General features: G+C 62.2%; 14 protein-coding genes. 2 read left to right on the top strand and 12 right to left on the bottom strand.

Annotation, left to right across the window (positions count from 1 at the left end):
- Positions 1-235 precede the first annotated feature (235 nt).
- The 4 genes from P3T23_RS43380 to P3T23_RS43365 all read right to left on the bottom strand — a co-directional run bounded on the left by P3T23_RS43380 (position 236) and on the right by P3T23_RS43365 (position 4,483).
- On the bottom strand, positions 236-1,366 hold the full coding sequence (locus tag P3T23_RS43380) for an ABC transporter ATP-binding protein (RefSeq protein ID WP_429322209.1): 1,131 nt from the start codon (positions 1,364-1,366) through the stop codon (positions 236-238).
- A 70-nt stretch (positions 1,367-1,436) separates the two neighbouring features.
- On the bottom strand, positions 1,437-2,267 hold the full coding sequence (locus tag P3T23_RS43375) for a carbohydrate ABC transporter permease (RefSeq protein ID WP_429322208.1): 831 nt from the start codon (positions 2,265-2,267) through the stop codon (positions 1,437-1,439).
- 3 nt (positions 2,268-2,270) lie between these two features.
- A complete protein-coding gene (locus P3T23_RS43370; protein WP_429322207.1) occupies positions 2,271-3,188 on the bottom strand; it encodes a carbohydrate ABC transporter permease in 918 nt (305 codons plus the stop codon).
- A gap of 59 nt (positions 3,189-3,247) precedes the next feature.
- The gene (locus P3T23_RS43365; RefSeq protein WP_429322206.1) at positions 3,248-4,483 is read right to left on the bottom strand and encodes an extracellular solute-binding protein; all 1,236 of its coding nucleotides are present in this window, start codon (positions 4,481-4,483) and stop codon (positions 3,248-3,250) included.
- A gap of 338 nt (positions 4,484-4,821) precedes the next feature.
- Here P3T23_RS43365 and P3T23_RS43360 point away from each other — a divergent pair, with 338 nt between their 5' ends.
- Entirely contained in the window at positions 4,822-5,919 is a 1,098-nt protein-coding gene (locus tag P3T23_RS43360; protein ID WP_429322205.1) for a LacI family DNA-binding transcriptional regulator, read from the top strand.
- A 92-nt stretch (positions 5,920-6,011) separates the two neighbouring features.
- Here the strand turns inward: P3T23_RS43360 and P3T23_RS43355 are convergent, their stop codons facing one another.
- The 4 genes from P3T23_RS43355 to P3T23_RS43340 all read right to left on the bottom strand — a co-directional run bounded on the left by P3T23_RS43355 (position 6,012) and on the right by P3T23_RS43340 (position 9,240).
- Positions 6,012-6,401: a type II toxin-antitoxin system VapC family toxin gene (locus P3T23_RS43355; RefSeq protein WP_429322204.1), complete on the bottom strand. Its 390-nt coding sequence runs from the start codon at positions 6,399-6,401 to the stop codon at positions 6,012-6,014.
- Complete coding sequence (locus P3T23_RS43350) at positions 6,401-6,625, bottom strand: type II toxin-antitoxin system Phd/YefM family antitoxin (protein WP_429322203.1); 225 nt, start codon at positions 6,623-6,625, stop codon at positions 6,401-6,403. Before P3T23_RS43350 ends, P3T23_RS43355 begins: the two co-directional genes overlap by 1 nt.
- Positions 6,626-6,820: 195 nt before the next feature.
- Positions 6,821-7,873 carry a LacI family DNA-binding transcriptional regulator gene (locus tag P3T23_RS43345; RefSeq protein WP_429322202.1) on the bottom strand — a complete coding sequence of 351 codons (1,053 nt, stop codon included), beginning with the start codon at positions 7,871-7,873 and terminating at the stop codon, positions 6,821-6,823.
- Between the two features lie 212 nt (positions 7,874-8,085).
- Positions 8,086-9,240 carry a porin gene (locus P3T23_RS43340; RefSeq protein WP_429322201.1) on the bottom strand — a complete coding sequence of 385 codons (1,155 nt, stop codon included), beginning with the start codon at positions 9,238-9,240 and terminating at the stop codon, positions 8,086-8,088.
- A 908-nt stretch (positions 9,241-10,148) separates the two neighbouring features.
- Here P3T23_RS43340 and P3T23_RS43335 point away from each other — a divergent pair.
- Positions 10,149-10,442 (top strand): BON domain-containing protein, encoded by a 294-nt coding sequence (locus P3T23_RS43335; protein WP_429322200.1) that lies wholly within the window; start codon positions 10,149-10,151, stop codon positions 10,440-10,442.
- 196 nt (positions 10,443-10,638) lie between these two features.
- Here the strand turns inward: P3T23_RS43335 and P3T23_RS43330 are convergent, their stop codons facing one another.
- The 4 genes from P3T23_RS43330 to P3T23_RS43315 all read right to left on the bottom strand — a co-directional run bounded on the left by P3T23_RS43330 (position 10,639) and on the right by P3T23_RS43315 (position 17,119).
- A complete protein-coding gene (locus tag P3T23_RS43330; protein ID WP_429322199.1) occupies positions 10,639-12,066 on the bottom strand; it encodes an efflux transporter outer membrane subunit in 1,428 nt (475 codons plus the stop codon).
- On the bottom strand, positions 12,059-15,268 hold the full coding sequence (locus P3T23_RS43325) for a multidrug efflux RND transporter permease subunit (RefSeq protein WP_429322198.1): 3,210 nt from the start codon (positions 15,266-15,268) through the stop codon (positions 12,059-12,061). The genes P3T23_RS43330 and P3T23_RS43325 overlap by 8 nt, the downstream gene beginning before the upstream one ends.
- 13 nt (positions 15,269-15,281) lie before the next feature.
- Positions 15,282-16,451 (bottom strand): efflux RND transporter periplasmic adaptor subunit, encoded by a 1,170-nt coding sequence (locus tag P3T23_RS43320; RefSeq protein WP_429322197.1) that lies wholly within the window; start codon positions 16,449-16,451, stop codon positions 15,282-15,284.
- Positions 16,452-16,729: 278 nt separating this feature from the next.
- On the bottom strand, positions 16,730-17,119 hold the full coding sequence (locus tag P3T23_RS43315; protein WP_429322196.1) for a response regulator: 390 nt from the start codon (positions 17,117-17,119) through the stop codon (positions 16,730-16,732).
- Positions 17,120-17,258 lie beyond the last annotated feature (139 nt).

The raw sequence follows: 17,258 nt of genomic DNA, 5'->3' as shown, positions 1-17,258 counted from the left end.
AGGCGCGCATAGCGCCGACAATTCCGTTTTTCATCACAATCGCAGGGAACGGCGTCGATCCGTCTGAACCCCTTCCCCGTGCTTCATATTCCTTGCAAATTTCGCAGTCCTCTAAATTTCCCAAATACTGAAATGACTGGAAATTCGTTGCCTCGATATCGCGACGAAGCAGCATTGCTTCGCCGTTTGCGGCCGTCGTTCGTCCGGCGCGGGCTCGTCAGCTCAAACGTAAGGTTCAGTTCAGACGCGGCAGCGCGAAGTCCTGTTCGTCGAACACGTGGCAGGCTTCGGGCGCCAGCGTAAGTTCGATGCGTTCGTCGTGCGACACACCGCCATCGCCCGGCAGTTTGGCGATCAGCGCGTTGCCGTCACGGCTACCGCCGTCGATATGCACGTAGCTGTGCTCACCCATCCGTTCCACGAGACGCACGGCGCAGCGAATCGCCTGGGCGCCTGGCTGACCATTGGGCAAAGCCAGGTGTTCCGGGCGGATGCCCAACGTGACATGCGTGCCCACTTGCAGCTTGCGACCGTCGACATGCGCACGCACGCGCTCACCGCTCGTCAGCTCGATCTCGATACCCTGGGGGTCGATCGCCGTTACTGCGCCCGGCAGGAAGTTCATCTTCGGCGAGCCGATGAAGCCCGCCACGAAGCGGCTCTTGGGACGGTGATACAGATCCAGCGGCGCGCCGATCTGCGCGATGCTGCCGTGCTTCTCCAATTCGGCACCGGCTTGCAACAGCACGATCTTGTCGGCCAATGCCATGGCTTCGATCTGGTCGTGCGTGACGTAAACCGCGCTCGCCTGGCGGAATTCGCGGTGCAGACGCGCGATCTCGATACGGGTCTGCACGCGCAGCGCTGCGTCGAGATTCGACAACGGCTCGTCGAACAGGAACACGCCCGGCTCGCGCACGATCGCGCGGCCGATCGCCACGCGCTGCCGCTGTCCACCGGACAATGCAGCGGGCTTGCGGTCCAGCAGCCCATCGAGCTGCAGCGTGGCAGCCGTGCGACGCACCTTGCTGTCGATCGTCGCCTTGTCGATCTTCGCCTGACGCAGGCCGAACGCCATGTTCTCGTAGACGCTCATGTGCGGATACAGCGCGTAGTTCTGGAACACCATGGCGACACGGCGCTCCGCCGGCGACACGTTGTTCATCAGCTCGCCGTCAATGCGCAGCTCGCCGGCGGTGATCGATTCGAGACCGGCGATCATGCGCAGCAGCGTGGACTTGCCGCAGCCCGACGGCCCGAGGAATACGCAGAATTCGTCCTTGCCGACATCGAGGTTGGCGTCGCGGATCACCGCGTTGCCGCTTGCATAGGACTTCTGTACGTTAGTGAGGGAAATGCTTGCCATATCGTTTTATGCGAAGTTCGGTGTGCGGGCCACTTTAGCCCGCACGATTGGAGGCGGTGTGCGACGTGGATCAGCCCTTGAGCGAGCCAGCCATCATCCCCTTGATCACGCGCTCCTGACCGAACGCGTAGGCAACAATCAGCGGCAGCGACGTGAGCACGAGGACAGCCAGCATCGAGGGTATGTTCGACGCGTATTGCCCCATGAAGTCCCAGATCGCGAGCGGCAGCGTACGGTGCTCGGACGTCGACGTGAGCATGTACGCGAAGATGAACTCGTTCCAGAGACCAATGCCGTTGAAGATCGCCACAGTGGCGAGCCCCGGTCCCGAAAGCGGGAAGAAAATACGCCAGAAGATACGGAACGGACTGCAGCCGTCGAGCTGCGCCGCTTCTTCAAGCTCGCGCGGAATCTGGCGCATGAACTCGGTCAGGATGAAGATCGACACCGGCAGACTGAGGGCCACATAAGGGCCGAGCAGCGCGAACTGCGTATCGTAAAGACCGAGGTTGCGCGTAAGCAGATAGATCGGCACGAGCGTCGCATGCAGCGGCACGATCATGCCGGCGACCACGAGACCGAACAGCGTCTTGTTCAGCGTGAAGCGCATACGCGCAAACACGTAGGCCGCCATCGCACTGATGATGACGATCAGCACCACCGACACGCCCACCGTGAACACGCTGTTACGGAAATACGTGAAGAACGGCCCCTTCAGCACAGCCGCGTAATTCCCCCAATACAGGTGGCTCGGCGGCGCCCACACGGACGTCGCGAAGGTCTCTTCCTGACTCTTGAAGCTTGACGCGACCATGAAGATAAACGGGATCGTCGTGACAGCCAGCCAGATCAGTGCCAGGAGAGGAATCCCCACGCGGGGGAAACGTAGTTTCTTGTTCATGGTTCAGACCTCGGTTGCATAACGGCGGGTGAGGTACATCGATACCGCCGCCACCGTGATGACGATAAGGAACATCGCCGAGCCGATGGTGCTGCCGTACCCGAGCTGGAACGAACTAAACACCGTGCGATACATGTAGGTGGCCATCACCTCGGACGAGCCTTCGGGGCCGCCACCGGTCATGACAAAGACCAGATCGAAGTAACGCAGCGATCCGAGCACGGACAGGAGCACAGCCGTGCGCAGCGTGCCTTGCAGGTGCGGCAGCTTGATGCGCCAGAAAATGGTCCACTCGGAGGCGCCGTCGAGGAGGGCAGCCTCGTTGACCTCGGCCGGCATTGACGAGAGACCGGCGAGGAACAGAATCATGTAGAAAGGCGCGTTCTGCCAGATGATCACGGCAATGCTCGCACCCAGCGAAAAACGCGTGTCGCCCAGCCAGTCCTTCGCGAAGACATCAAGCCCGAATGCCTGCAGCGCGACGTTGAGCGGACCGAAATTCGGATCGTAGATTTGCTTGAACAGCACGCCGATCGCCACGCTCGACATGAGCAGCGGCAGGAAATAGAGAACCTTGAGCACGCGCGAGCCACGGCCGGCCTTTTCCAGCAGCACGGCGAGCACGAGCGCGATCGGAAGCTGGATGATGATCGACGCGACGGCAAGAATCACGTTGTTCTTGAGCGATTGCCAGAACACCATGTCCTGGGCAAGTCGCCCCCAGTTCGCGAGCCCGATATAACGGGCAGTGTTGCCAAGGCCATTCCAGTCGAGCAGCGACAGCCGCAGACTGGAGACGAGCGGATAAAGCAGGAACACGGCCAGCAGCAGCAGCGACGGCGCAAGAAACACGACCGTGACGAGCGTTTGCGATGAGAGGCGCAGCCGGCGTTCGGGTGTAGCGGAAAGTGCGATATTCACGAGCGTGTATGCCGGCCGGCACCTCGCGGTGCCGGCCGGACCTTTCTTTAGGACTGAGATTAACCGCCCTTCTTCGAAGCGGCTTCCATTTGCTGCGCAGCTGCCTCAGGCGTCAGCGACAGACCGAACAGTTGCTGCGTCGTGTCCTTGTGCATTTCGCCGAGGGCCGGCGGCAGTGCCTGGTCGTACCAGAGCTGCACGCTCGGAGCCGCGGCAAGCAGTTTCTGCAGACGCTGCGTGAACGGATCGTCGATCTTGACGTTATTGACCGGCGGGAGCTTGTGGTCATTCGACGCGCGATCCTGCATCGCCTGCTCGTCGGTCAGGGCCTGGATCAGCTTGAACGCTGCGTCCGGCGTCTTGCACTCGGTCGAGATGCTCAGGAAGCCATCGCCCACCGTGCCGATCAGGTCGCGCGGATCACCCTTGCCGCCCGTCACGCTCGGGAACGGGAAGAAGTCGAGATCCTTCGAGAACGCCGGATCTTCGTTCGCGATCGTCGAAGCTTCCCAGGCGCCCATCAACTCCATTGCAGCCTTGCCCGAGTACAGCAGACGGCGCGAAGCACCCGAGTCGTAATCAAGACCGTTGATGCCCGGTGCGAACGCGCCAGCCTTCACGAGTTCCTGGATGCGCCTGCCGGCTTCGATAAACGCCGGATCTTCGAAGCCTTTGCCCTTGCCTTCGATCGCGTCCTTCACGACTTGCGGACCACCGATACGGTCGACGAGGTACATGTAGTACATCGAGCCAGTCCACTTGTTCTTGTTCGCGAGCGAGAACGCTGCAACGTTGTGCGACTTCAGCACATCAACGACGTGCACCAGTTCGTCCCACGTCTTCGGCGGCGTGATGCCGTACTTCTTGAAGACTTCCTTGTTGTAGAAGATCACCGCGGCCGCTGCGTTTTCGGCAGCAACACCGTAGGTCTTGCCGTCGAATGTCGTGACATTCCACGACGATTGCATGAAGCGGTTGCGATACGCCGGATCCTTGTTCAGGTACGGCGTGAGGTCGACGATCTGGCCGGATTTCACGTACTCGTGCAGGCCGCCGCCGCCCCAGTTCTCGAACACGCACGGCGGCTGGTTCGCGCCGAAAGCGACCTTCAGCTTCGTCTTGTATGCCTCGTTCAGGATGTGCGAGTTCTCGACCTTGTAGCCCGGGTCCGCCTTTTCGAAGCGATCCGACGCGTCGCGAATGATCTTGCTCGACGACGTATTGGTCTGCTGGTCCCACTCGGTGATCGTGTTGCCCGATTGTGCAAATGCGGCTGTCGATACAACGGCAGACAAAGAGCATGCGAGCGCCGTGACGCCGACAATTGACCGCGCTTTACAAAAAGCCGGGTGCGCCATGTTTGTGTCCCCTCTTGTGAATATTGGAATACCAACAAAAACGTTTAACGTTAGCCTTAACGTTAGTGAATGTTAGGATGATACATGAACCGACGCTATGCGGGATTTACCTGGTCGCCTGATGCAGGCACCGCCAGACTGCGGAAGCGCGCATTTTTGCTCACGCAGTTGCTGCGCAGGCCTATCGGCCACGAAAATCGAGCCGACGGTCAGTTCTGATAGAATAAACGACACAAGAACGGTATCGCTAACGTTAACCATCAGTCGACTCCGGCATGACCACACGCACCCCCTCGTCAGGCATGGCAAAGCAGACCCCTACGCTCGAACATGTCGCCAAGCTCGCCGGCGTGTCCCAGATGACCGCTTCGCGCGCGCTCAACGGTCGTCCAGGCGTGTCGCGGGAAACCCGTGACGAAGTGTTGAGAATCGCGTCGGACATCGGCTACGTCGTCAATCGTACCGCGCAGAAACTCTCGGGCGGTCGCAACGGCATCATCGGCATCATCACGCCGACGCTCGACACCCAGTTCTCCAGCGAGCTGATTCTCGGCGCGGGTCGCGCGGCGCGCGGCGCGGGCTGCGAGATCCTGGTCTACACGGTATTCGACGAGGACCGCCATACGCATCACGACCTGCTTGGACTGATCCAGCAATTCTCGGACGGCATCCTCGCGATCCTGCCGCGCGAATCGCTTTGTCTCGAAGCGCTGGCAACCGCCAAGGTGCCGGTCGTTGTCGTCGATCAGCGCGGCACGTTGACCGGCTTTCCAGCGGTGTCGGTCGACAACTATGGCGGCGCCCGTCTCGCGGTCGAGCACCTCGCGGAACTCGGCCACAAGCGGATCGCCTTCCTCGCGGGCGACGAAACCATCGAGGGCGTGCGCGACCGGCAGCGCGGCTACCACGACACACTGGCCCGGCTCGGGCTGCCGCGCGAAAAGGCGCTCGTCGCCGCCGGCGATCTCTCGCAGATGATGGCGTTCGATGTCACATTCGACCTGCTCAACCTCGCGGATCCGCCAACCGCGATCTTCACGGCGAATGATCAGAGTGCGTTCGGCGTCATCGCCGCGGTCAGGGAAGCCGGCTTGCGCGTGCCGGACGACGTCTCGGTGATCGGCTTCGACGACATCCCGATGTCCGAGCAATTCCATCCGGCGCTCACGACGATCCGCCAGCCGTTCCAGCAGATGGCGCGCTCGGCGGTCAATACGCTGCTCGCGCAGATCGCCGGCATCGAGGCGGCCTCGCAACGCATCACCCTGCCGGCCGAACTCGTCGTGCGCGACTCCACCGGGCCGGCCCCGACGACCTCGCGCAAGGGGCATCGGCCGGAGCGCAAGCGCCCGACCCGCACGACGGTGTCCTGACACGCCTCGCCACGCGGTGGCGAGTTCGCGCGTACGGTCCCAGGCATCGCGTCCCTGTGGGCACGAAGAATGCAAAAGCATGCTGGCGCAGCTCACCAGATCGTTTCCACGTAGGTTGAGGTGCGCACTTTGGCGTCCGGCGTGACAAGCGCGCCGCCGAAAGTGCGTGCGGTCGCAACGATCAACCTCTGATGGGACGATAGCGCCGGCGACAACGTGGCCGCGCGAAACGCGATCTCGGTATCGACCGGGATCATCCGCACGCCTTCCACCGACGCGCACGTCGAGAGCCAGCTGCGCGTATCCATCGACAGCTCAAGGCGCCCTTCTTCGATGAATTCCGCGATTTCAAGCGCGCTGATCGCCGAAATCAGGATGTCGCCACCGTTCAGCTCCTGATCGATTGCGCAGCGCGCGGCCTTGCTCAAGCCTTTCTGCCCGCTCAGCCAGCACACCAGCGCAAACGTATCGAGCGTGATCATCACTCTTCCTGCTCACCTGCGACCGCCTCGGTCGCGTGCTTCACGTTGAAATGCACGATGGACGCCCGCAGCAGGTCGAGCGGATTCTGGCGCTTGCTGCGATAAGGCCGGATTTCGATGGTGGGCTGCCCGCGATCTGTAACGACGACGGGCTCCCCCAACATCTCGACATGCCGGAACAGTTCGCATGCCTTCGCCTTGAAAATGGCTTTCGATACTTTCATTACCATTTCGGATTCCTATCCGTGACGTTTGGTAAAACTACTCTTATCCACGACTCGAAACAGTTCCGGTCTATGGCCGGATATGCGTAGTCATTCACTGCCTCTGAGCCCGCAAGGCCGATCCTGACATTCTGAAAGCGCTTTCACACAACAACATATAGCGGACCGCCGAACAACGTCCTGGCGCCCGGATATCTATCCCTGCGAATCTCCTTCCCGACATGACGGCGATATCCGTCGCGTGGTTTCCCGGGTCACCAGCGTGACCGGGACCGGATTGAGAACCACGGATTCCTTGCGGATCAGCTGCATGGTCGCCTCAGCCGCAAGGCGGCCGATTTCGTAGGTTGGCTGGCGGACGGTTGTCAGCGGCGGCGTCATGTACGAAGAAGCAGGCAAATCGTCGAAGCCGACCAGCGAAACGTCCTCCGGCACGCGCAGCCCATGGCGAAACAGGGCGAGACGCGCGCCATAGGCCGACAGGTCGTTCGCGCAGAAGACCGCGCTAAACGACTGGCCGCGCGCAAACAACCGCTCCATCGCGGCAAGTCCACCGGCTTCCAGGAAGTCTGCGTGCTCGACCCGGTTGGCATCGAAGGCAATGCCGGCTTCCTCGAGCGTCATCCGGTAACCGTCCAGCCGCTCGATTGCATCCGCGTGATTGTGCGGGCCGCCAATGAAGGCGATCTCGCGATGGCCCTGGTCGATCAGGTGCTGGGTCGCATCACGCGCGCCCTGGAGGTTGTTGATCGACAAGCCGGCGAGGGTGGGGCTGTTCTGCAGCGAACGCCCGAGCGCCACGATCGGCACGCGCCGCGAATAATCGCGAAGAGATTGCTCGTCGAGTTGCGCGTGCAGCACGATGATGCCGTCGACGCGTCGCTCGATGAACTGTTCGATACGCGAGACCTCATCCCTGACGCTCCAGCGGCTGCTGACGAAGAGCGGCGTAAAGCCCGGCTCATGCAGTGCGTCTTCGATGCCGCGCATCCATTCAGCGTAAAACGGGCTGGCGATCGTTTGCGTCAAGACGCCGATGGTGTCGGTTTTTCCGCTCGCGAGGCTTCGCGCGAGCACGTTCGGCCGATAGTTGAAGCGCGCAATAGCCTGCTCGACGGCCTGTTGCTTTGCCGGTCCGACGCGCGCGGAACCGTTCAGGATGCGCGACACCGTGCTGGGGGAAACGCCGGCTGCCCGAGCGATTTCCTCAAGTGTCACATTGGCTGGATTGGGGCTCTCTTCAATCATGGCCCGTAGCATAGCCAGCTTGAAAGCGCTTTCAAACGCGAGGAAACCCTATACTGCAAAGCGAAGCTGCTAGAGGTTCGCACAAAAAAACGGCCGGTACCACGAGGGTGGAGGATGCGTCGCACCGGCCTCTTGAAGAACGACAGACAGACAGTTTTAACTACATTGAATTCGCTACGATTGCCGGCTCAGGCACTTCAGACCCGCCTCGCCTAAAACGTCGTCATGATGCCGGCGAACACGCCAGTCTGGCTGTGGCCATAGTCCGGGTTGCTATTGGACGACGTGTTGGTAGCCGGATCGAAGTTGTTGTTGCCGTACGAGCCGTTACCGAGGTTGATGTTCGACGTCGAGCTGTTGCGGATGTAGCCGGCTTCCGTATAGAGGAAGGTGCGCTTGGACAGGGCATACGTCGCCGCAAGCGTAAACAGCGTTGCGTTACCGTTGCCGTTGTTCGCGTTCGCGTGGAAAACCGCGCCGGTCAGTGCCGTGGCGTCATTCACCTGCCACGCAGCACCGAACCATTCGTGATTGACCCCCGTCGGCGCGCTGACGCCGGCCGGCTGCGACGCATCGCTGACGCCCACGCTCGCATTGGTCGCGCTGGGTGCGTTCAGGTGCTGGTAGCCAGCGTAGAGTTTCACGGGACCCAATACATATGTACCGCCAGCCAGGATCGAACGTGACGCCGAGTAGACGTTATTGAACGAACCGTCTGCGCCGCGGACCTCGTCATAAATCACGCGAAAATCCCCGCTGCCGAACGTGTAGATCCCTTCGACAGCATTGGTACGGCCCTGGCCGGTGGGCACACCCTGAGCGTTGACCGGCGCCGAGTTCCAGCTGGTATTGTTGGTGAGCGAGTATTGACCTTTGAGCACCAGGCCGCCGAGCAATACCGGCGAATTATATTCGGCACCGTTGCTGGTGCTCGCCCAGTTGCGGCCGCGCACCAGTGTCGAGATGGCATAGCGCTGCATCAACTGGGGATCCGTGCCCCAGCTGTCCTGCGACAGTTCGCCGGCACCGAGGTTACCCATCTTGAAGAGACCGAAGCGATCATTGGTAAACCCAACCGTGGCGTGGCGGCCGAACAGATTGCCCGCCAACGCGCCGGTCTGCGTATTCAACTGGCTTTCCAGCTGAAAGATCGCCTTGGTACCGCCACCCAGATCTTCTGCACCCTCCATCCCCCACCATGAGCAACCCCAGTCGCCGCTCTGGGCGACGAACGCGTTCTTCCCGCCCGGGAGGCCGGTTTCATACTGAACACCATTGTCGATGCGACCATACAGCGTGACGCTGCTCTGCGCGTGAGCGGCCGCCGCGGCCGCCATCATCGACAAGACCAGAACTCTCTTTTTCATTAGATATCCTATGTTAATTTTAGTGTCTCCAAACCGCTCGGCATAGGCATTTACTCCCCGCGTTTCCCGGTCGGATGAAATGTCTCCGTCACATTTCGAGGCGATTATAGGTAGCGCTGTTTCGCTCCGTGTTGATTTGATGCGTCAGGGAAAACGCTGTCGTTCGTAGCGGTTGCGCGCGAATCGATCACGGAGTAGCACGCGTTTCGTGGCCATGATGCCGTGGTCATTTGCCTGCCAGATCCGTTTGAATCTATAGACGGCAAAACCAGGTGAAAGACAGGCCTCGCCCTCCATGCCGAACCACGCAGCGCATGGAATCGCACAACTGGCTGCATTGGCGGATCGTGACGTTGTGCAAATGCAACGACTGACGACGGCAACCATCCGGGTACGCCAGAGAATTTTCGACTCCGACCTTTCGTATTGCCGGGATTCCTGGGTGCGATACGTTTGCCGGCCAATCCAGACGGTTGTCCTTGCAACCTCACAGCACGCGCCGGCATTACGGACTATGATCAGAACATCGGACACCGCGCGAGGAATCGCGCCCAGTCGGGGGGAACCACTGGGTGCGGGCCTGCAAGCGCCTCAAATCGACTTTCTCTCCTCACACGGATAACGCCCCGCAGGGCGTAAGCGGCACGGCTTCAGCTGTTCCGCGCCGCTGACGAATCCGATGCCGCGTTCAGCACGAGGAACGCGCAAGCTTTTGGCGGGGCGGCGGCGATACCGCCGGCCGTCCCGACTGACAAAACCCCGGTCGCTCCGTTGATACGGATGTGCGTGCGTGCGCCAGGTGCGCGGGGATTTTGTTCCATCTACTTCCAGGGGCCCCTCGTCGAGTCGGTCCGGAAGACTTGCTGCCGGGGTTCGCCGGCAAACCTGCCTATCTGTAAGGAGGTATTGTGAAAACAGCCATTACTTCAACACTCGCACTGTTGATTTCCGGCGCAATCGTGCCGGCAGTCCATGCCAATAGCGACCCGAGCACAAGCGACCGACAGATCGAACACAACGTCCGCGCCGTAGCTGCGCGAACCGGCGTCAGCCTGTCTCACGTCTTCGTCTTCTCCCGATCAGGCGCAGTCACGCTTATCGGATGGGTACCCGCGCGCGACCAGGTCGCACTGGCTGAACAGGGCGCGAAAACCGTCGACGGCGTCACCTCGGTGAACAACCTGCTCTCGCGTGGACGTTGAAATCGGACGGACGCACCTGCGTAGCTGTTGAGCCAGAGAAAGGCGCGGCGCTTTGCGCCGCGCAGACCAGGCTCGAACCTGGCACGCGCTCAACGCCAGCTAGCGCTTAGGACACTGCACGCATCGTTGATTGCCCTGCAGGCCTGGCGAGCGAAACGCGGATGCACGGCGACACGGCTGCCTGCGTCAGCTCAGGTCATGGGGCATCCAGCCCGCCGCCCAGCGCGATGTAAAGAGAGACACTGTTCTGCAGCGCAGTCGCACGAAGCTGGATCAGTTGCTGCTCGTCGGAGAACAGGTTGCGTCGTGCGTCCACCACCTCGAGATAGATCGAGATGCCATTCTCGTAGCGCAGCTGAGCCGCTTCGGCGAGCCGCCGCTGCGCCTCCACGGCCTGCTCCTGCGCCACGATCTGCTCCTTGTAGCGCTGCCGTCCGATCAGCGCGTCCGACACTTCGCTAAAGGCGGTCTGCACGGTTCGCTGGTAATCCGCAACCAGTTCGTCGCGTCGCGCCCGTGCCTGGCCGAGCTGTGCCTGACGCTGGCCCGCATCAAAGACAGGCAGGCTCACCAGTCCACCGAACGACCACGCCTGCTTGGCCGGCACGAACAGGTCGCTCAGTTCGGACGAGACGTAGCCGAAACTGCCGGTAAGCGATATCCGGGGGAAGAAGTCTGCACGCGCGGCGCCGATGTCTGCGTCCGCGGCGCGCAGCTGCTGCTCCGCCTGCCGGACGTCGGGGCGGTTCGCGAGCAGCGCCGAAGGCAGGCCCGCGTCCAGCTCGCCGAACTGGCCGGGATCTTCTATCGGGCGCGCCGCAGGAAGCGGGCCTTCGACCGGGCCGCCGACAAGAATCGTCAACTGGTTGCGTAGCTGGCCGGTCGATCGGCGCAGTTCCGCGAGTTGCGTCTGGGCTTGGGTGACGAGAATGGCCGCCTGCTCATAGTCGACCGAAGAGGTCACACCGGCGTCGAGACGCAGCGTCGCGATCTCCAGTGCGTACTGGCGGCTCTTTACCGTGCGCTCGGCCAGTTCGATCCCCTCTTCGCCCGCACGGATCGCGTAATAGGTTGCCGCCACGTTGCTGATCAATGACAGGCGGAACGCGCGTTGGGCTTCTATCGTCGCCAGATACCGGCGGCGCGCCGCTTCACTCTGGTTGCTGACGCGGCCCCAGAAGTCCAGCTCGAACGACGTCACTGCAGCCTGAACGTTGTACTGGTTGAACCTGACCGTCGCATCGGTGTCCGCGAATTCCGGATCGAACGAACCTAGCGGAGCCTGGGTTCGCGTGGCTCCGGCGTTAGCATTGACCTGAGGCAAACGCGCCGCGTTCTGGATGCGGTACAGCGCGCGGGCCTGCTCGATGCGCGCCACCGACGCCGCAAGGTCGCGATTGCGCTCGAGCGCCGCGGCGATGAGGAACTTGAGTTGAGGGTCGCCAAAAAAGACCTGCCAGCCAATTTCCGTGGCGAGGCGGCCACCGCCCGCTCCAGCTCCCTCAGGAACCTCGGATTCGTCGAAGTGCCCGGCGACCGGCAGATCCGGCTGGCGATACGCGGGCGCCAGGTTGCACGCGGCAAGCACGCTGCAGGCGGCGACCAGCAGGAAGAACTTACGCATCGCCCGGGTCTCCGCGCCGGTCACGACGCTCCGCCTGAAGCGCCGCGACGTCCTCTTCCTCGCTATAGCGCCTCTTGCGGCTCAGCCACTTGCGTGCAGCCACGTAAAACAGCGGCGTGAAGAAGATCCCGAAAAATGTGGCCGTGATCATACTGCCCATGACACCGGTGCCGACCGCCCGCCGGCTCGCAGCGCCTGCTCCCGTTGCAAGCACAAGCGGCATCATGCCGAGCACGAATGTGAGACTTGTCATCAGGATCGGGCGCAGGCGTTGCTGCGCGCCATTCTTCGCAGCTGTAGCCGGATCTTTTCCTTCGGCCTCTTCCTTGATCGCAAATTCGACAATCAGGATCGCGTTCTTTGCAGCAAGGCCAATGATCGTCACAAGGCCGATGTTGAAATAAACGTCAGCGGACAGACCGCGCGCCATCGTCAGAAGCACGGCACCGACCACCCCGAACGGAATGATGAGCAGGACCGACGCCGGAATCGCCCAGCTTTCATAGAGCGCCGCGAGCAGCAGGAAGACGACGATCAATGAAAGCCCAAGCAGCAGGCCGATCTGGCCGCCCGCCTGTTTCTCTTCGAAGGCGGTGCCGGTCCATTCATAGCTCAGATTGCCCGTCAGGACCCGGTCGGCGATGCGCGCCATTTCGGCGATCGCCGAACCGCTCGACTGACCGGCCGCAGCCTGGCCCGAAATCGTGGCGGACGGAAATCCGTTGTAGCGTTCAAGCTGTTGCGGCCCGGAAATCCACCGCACGCGCGTGAAGGCCGAAAAAGGCACCATCTGGTTCTGATCGTTGCGAAGCCGCATTGCGCTCACGTCCTCCGGTCGCATGCGCTGCGCCGCATCCGCCTGCAGAAAGACGCGCAGGACGTTACCTTCGTAGACGAAGTCGTTCACATAGTTGGAGCCGAACGCCAGCGAAAGCGCCCGGTTCACCTGACCGATCTGCAGCCCCAGCGCCCGCGCCTTGACCCGGTCGATCTCGACATAGAGTTGCGGCGCCGCCGGCAGGCCCTCCGAGCGTACGCCGGTGACGATATTGCTCTGCGCCGCCTCCATCATCATTCGCAGGGCCGCCTGTTGCAGTGCCGGGCCACCCGCCCCACTGCGGTCCTGGATCTTCATCGTGAAGCCGGTCGCGTTGCCGAGCGACGGAATCGGAGGTGGGTCAAGCGCGAAGATCAAGGCCTCGGGAATCTGCCGGAAGGCCGCGTTGGCGCGCTGGACCAGCGCGCTCGCCGAGTTTTCGCTACCAGGGCGCTCGCCCCAAGGCTGCAGATCCACGAACGAGAGCGCGGCCGATTGCCCCTGCCCGAAGAAGCTGAACCCCGTCACCGAGGCGATGTTGCGCACCTGCGGCTGCTGCCGCAAAAACGCCTCGACCTGGTCGACCGCCTGCTGCGTGCGTCCCACGGTGGACCCGGGCGCGCCGGTGTAGGAGACGAAGATGTGCCCCTGGTCCTCGGTTGGCAGAAAGCCCCCCGGCAGCCGCATGAACAGATAGACCGTGGCCACGCACGCGACACCGAAAACCAGCAGCCAGCGCACGGGCGCCCGCAACATCACGTCGACGCTGTGAATGTACTTCGCGGTCGCCGTTTCGAGACCCCGGTTGAACCCGCCGAATAGCCGGTGCAGTACCCCCGCCGGCCCGCGAGGGACGGTCGGTTCGGTATCGGGCGCGCGCCCCGGGTCACCCTTGAGCAGCGTCGCGCACAAGGCGGCGCCGAGCGTGAGCGCGAGGACCGTCGACAGGAAGATCGAGACCGTCAGCGTGACCGAGAATTGCCGGTAGATGCCGCCCGTCGAACCCGGGAAGAACGCCATCGGAATAAACACCGCGACCAGCACCAGGGTACTGGCGATCACGGCGCCGGAGATCTGCCCGATCGCCTTGACCGTCGCCTGACGCGCGTTGATGCCATCCTCGCGCATGACGCGCGCCACGTTCTCGACGACGACGATCGCATCGTCGTTGAGGATGCCGATCGCCACCACCATGCCGAACAGCGAAAGAATATTGATCGAAAGCCCGAACAGATACAGTCCGAAACACGTTCCGACCAGGGCTATGGGGACAATCAGCGTGGGAATCAGCGTGGCCCGCCAGTCCTGCAGGAACAGGAACACCACGACGGTGACCAGCAGCAGCGCCTCGATCATCGTGCGCAACACGCCATTGACGGACGTGGTGATAAAAGGCGTCGTATCGAAAGGAACCGTCCAGACCACGCCCCGCGGGAAGGTCGATTGCAACTCCGCCAGGCGCTGGCGCACGTTAGTGGCGACGGCGAGCGCATTGGCGCCGCTCGCCAGCTGGATCGCGATGCCAGCCGATTCCTTGCCGTTGACCGTCAACCGAAAACCATAGCTGTCGTTGCCCAGTTCCACGCGAGCCACATCGCCGAGTCGCACGGTTGACCCATCCGGGTTGGCTCGCACGATGATCTGACGGAACTGTTCGGGTGTCGAGAAGCGGCTCTGCGTCACGATCTGCGCATTGAACTCGGAACCGGCCGCGATCGGCTGATCGCCGAGTCCACCACCGGCGGTCTGGCTGTTCTGCTCCTGCACGGCCGTCAACACTTCGCTCGCCGACAGACCGAATCCCGCGAGCTTGTTCTGGTCGAGCCAGATCCGCATCGCGTATGACGAGCCGAAGAGTTGCACGTCGCCCACGCCGTCGATGCGGCGCAGCTCGTTGACGATATTGTTGGACGCGAAGTTGCCCATTTCCACTGCGTCAGTCGCGCCATCGTTGGACTGCAGCGCAATCAGCATCAGGAAACCCGACGAAGCCTTGGTGACACTGATGCCGAGCTGCCGAACCTCCTGAGGCAAACGGGGTTCGACGCGGCTCAGACGGTCCTGCACCTGCGTGCGGGCGATGTCGAGATTCGTGCCGGGCTTGAGTGTGACGGTGATCTGGGCGGTGCCGTTCGCGCGGCTGGTCGAGGACATGTACAGAAAGTTCTCGATCCCGTTCATCTCGTCTTCGATGATGGAGGTCACGGTCCGGTCGAGCGTCTGCGCGTCGGCGCCGCTAAAGCTGGCCTGCACGGTGAGGGCCGGCGGAGCGACATCCGGATATTGCTCGACCGGAAGCAGCAGTAACGCGACGATACCGAACAACACCATGAACAACGCGATCACCCAGGCGAACACCGGGCGGTAGACGAAGAAGCGGTTCATCGGCGGCGCCCGCTCAGCCCACGGATGGACTGGACGCCGGCGCCGGCTGGGCATTGACCCGCTGCCCCGGCTGGACCTTATGCCATCCGTCGACGATGACCCGCTCGCCTGGTTTCAGGCCGTCGCGAATCACCCACTCGCCTTCCTCCTGCTCACCCAGTTCGACATTCCGGCGGACCACGGTCCCATCCCCGGCGACGATCGCCACGCTGGCCGTGCCGTTGTCGATCTGCACGGCTCGCTCAGGCACGCGGATGCCCTTCAGGACCGTTCCCGCGGCGATACGCCCGCGCACGAACTGGCCTGGCAACAAGGTGCGCGCCGGGTTGGCGAACTGGGCGCGCACGGTCTGCGTGCCCGTGGAAGGGTCGACAGCGAGGTCGGTGAAGTCGAGGAAACCCGGCTCGGCATAGTCCCGCCCGTCCGACAGAATCAGGTGAACCTCGATGTGGTGCATGTCGGGCGGCTTGAGTGCGCCGGACTGGATTCGCTGCTCGAAGTCGAGCATCGACGTATTCGACTGGGTGAAGACCGCGTTGATCGGCGAAAGCTGATTGACCTGCGTCAACAGGGTGGCCGCACTGGCGCTGACAAGCGCGCCCTCCGTGACCTGCGCCCGACCCACGCGCCCGGCGATCGGCGCTCGGACCGTGCATCGATCGAGCCTCAACTGCGCGAGGGTCACTTCGGCGCTTGCATCGGACACGTTCGCCTGCGCCTGCTGGAGCGTGGCCAGTGCCGCGTCATACTCCTGGGCACTGACCGCATGGCGGCCGACCAGCGGTTCAAAACGCGCGACGACGGAGGCTGAATTCACGCGCACGGCTTCTGCACGCTGCAACGCGGCCTGGGCCCGCTGCAACTGGGCGCGGTAGTCACGTGCATCGATCTGGAACAACGGTGCGCCCGCTGCAACGTCCGTTCCCTCCTGGTACAGCCGGCGCTCGACGATGCCATCGACACGTGCCCGCACTTCGGCCGTACGAACCGCCTCGATGCGGCCAGGAAGCTCCACGATATTGGGAATCGGCGATGCGGTGACGGTGGTGACCAGAACGGTCGGAGGCTGGCCGGTGGCTGCCGGCGAATCCTGCCTGTTACGGCAGGCGAAGCACGCGAGCGAAAGCGCCAGTACGGCGATCGATGCAGAGCGACAGCGCTGTCTGGTTGCGCAATAGGGCAATCGAAACTCCCTGGTCGAGGCGTTCTTTTCGCACTTCCACTTCCGATCGGCTACGGTATCGCTGTCGACGCCGTTTGGGCGGCGTTCTATATCTGCATTTGCTCTCGTGTTGTGTGAAGCAAACGTTCACATGGGGCAAAGTATCACATCATTAAGACAATCGCGGCAATCCGGTGCGCCCTGGCGGGAACGAATTATATGCAGTCGGCATTGGCACGCTCATTGGGCAGTTGCGAACCACGGAAGCTTGCGCCATGGGGGAACGCAATTCCGAATGGTCAGTGCCCGGAAGGAGGCGCGGGCGAGTCCGGGTGGCGTCTGCCCAGCAGAGTGTGAATCGCCTTTGTCAGTTGAGCTATAGGAGCGGGTTTCCGCAAAAGTACGTCCCACAACGGTTCCTTCGGAGTAGGCGGCAGCGCTGCCGACAACATGACCACAGGAATATCCGCCGTTGCAGGGTCGCCCTTCAGGCGTCGGCATAGTTCAACGCCGTCAATGTGCGGCATCATCCAGTCGGTCACAATGAGACCTGGACTTTCAATGGCCATTGCAGCCAGCGCCGCCCTCCCATCCTGCGCCGTGACCACGCGGTATCCCTCCCGTTCCACCAGAAGTTGAAGCGGGCGCAAAATATTCGGATCGTCATCGACAAGCAGTACGGTCGCCAATCCAGATGCCCCGTTTGCGTTGAAAGGACAGCCCGTTGAATCAGGGCGCGATCAAATCTGAAGTGCAACACCTTCCTCGTGTAAGGTGCGCACATGCAAAAAAGAAGAACGTATCAACAGCTTCAGCCTGAAGAGCGCA

The sequence above is a fragment of the Paraburkholderia sp. GAS448 genome (genome assembly GCF_050435685.1).
Taxonomy (GTDB): Bacteria; Pseudomonadota; Gammaproteobacteria; order Burkholderiales; family Burkholderiaceae; genus Paraburkholderia.
This window is presented reverse-complemented; position numbering and strand designations above follow the sequence as displayed.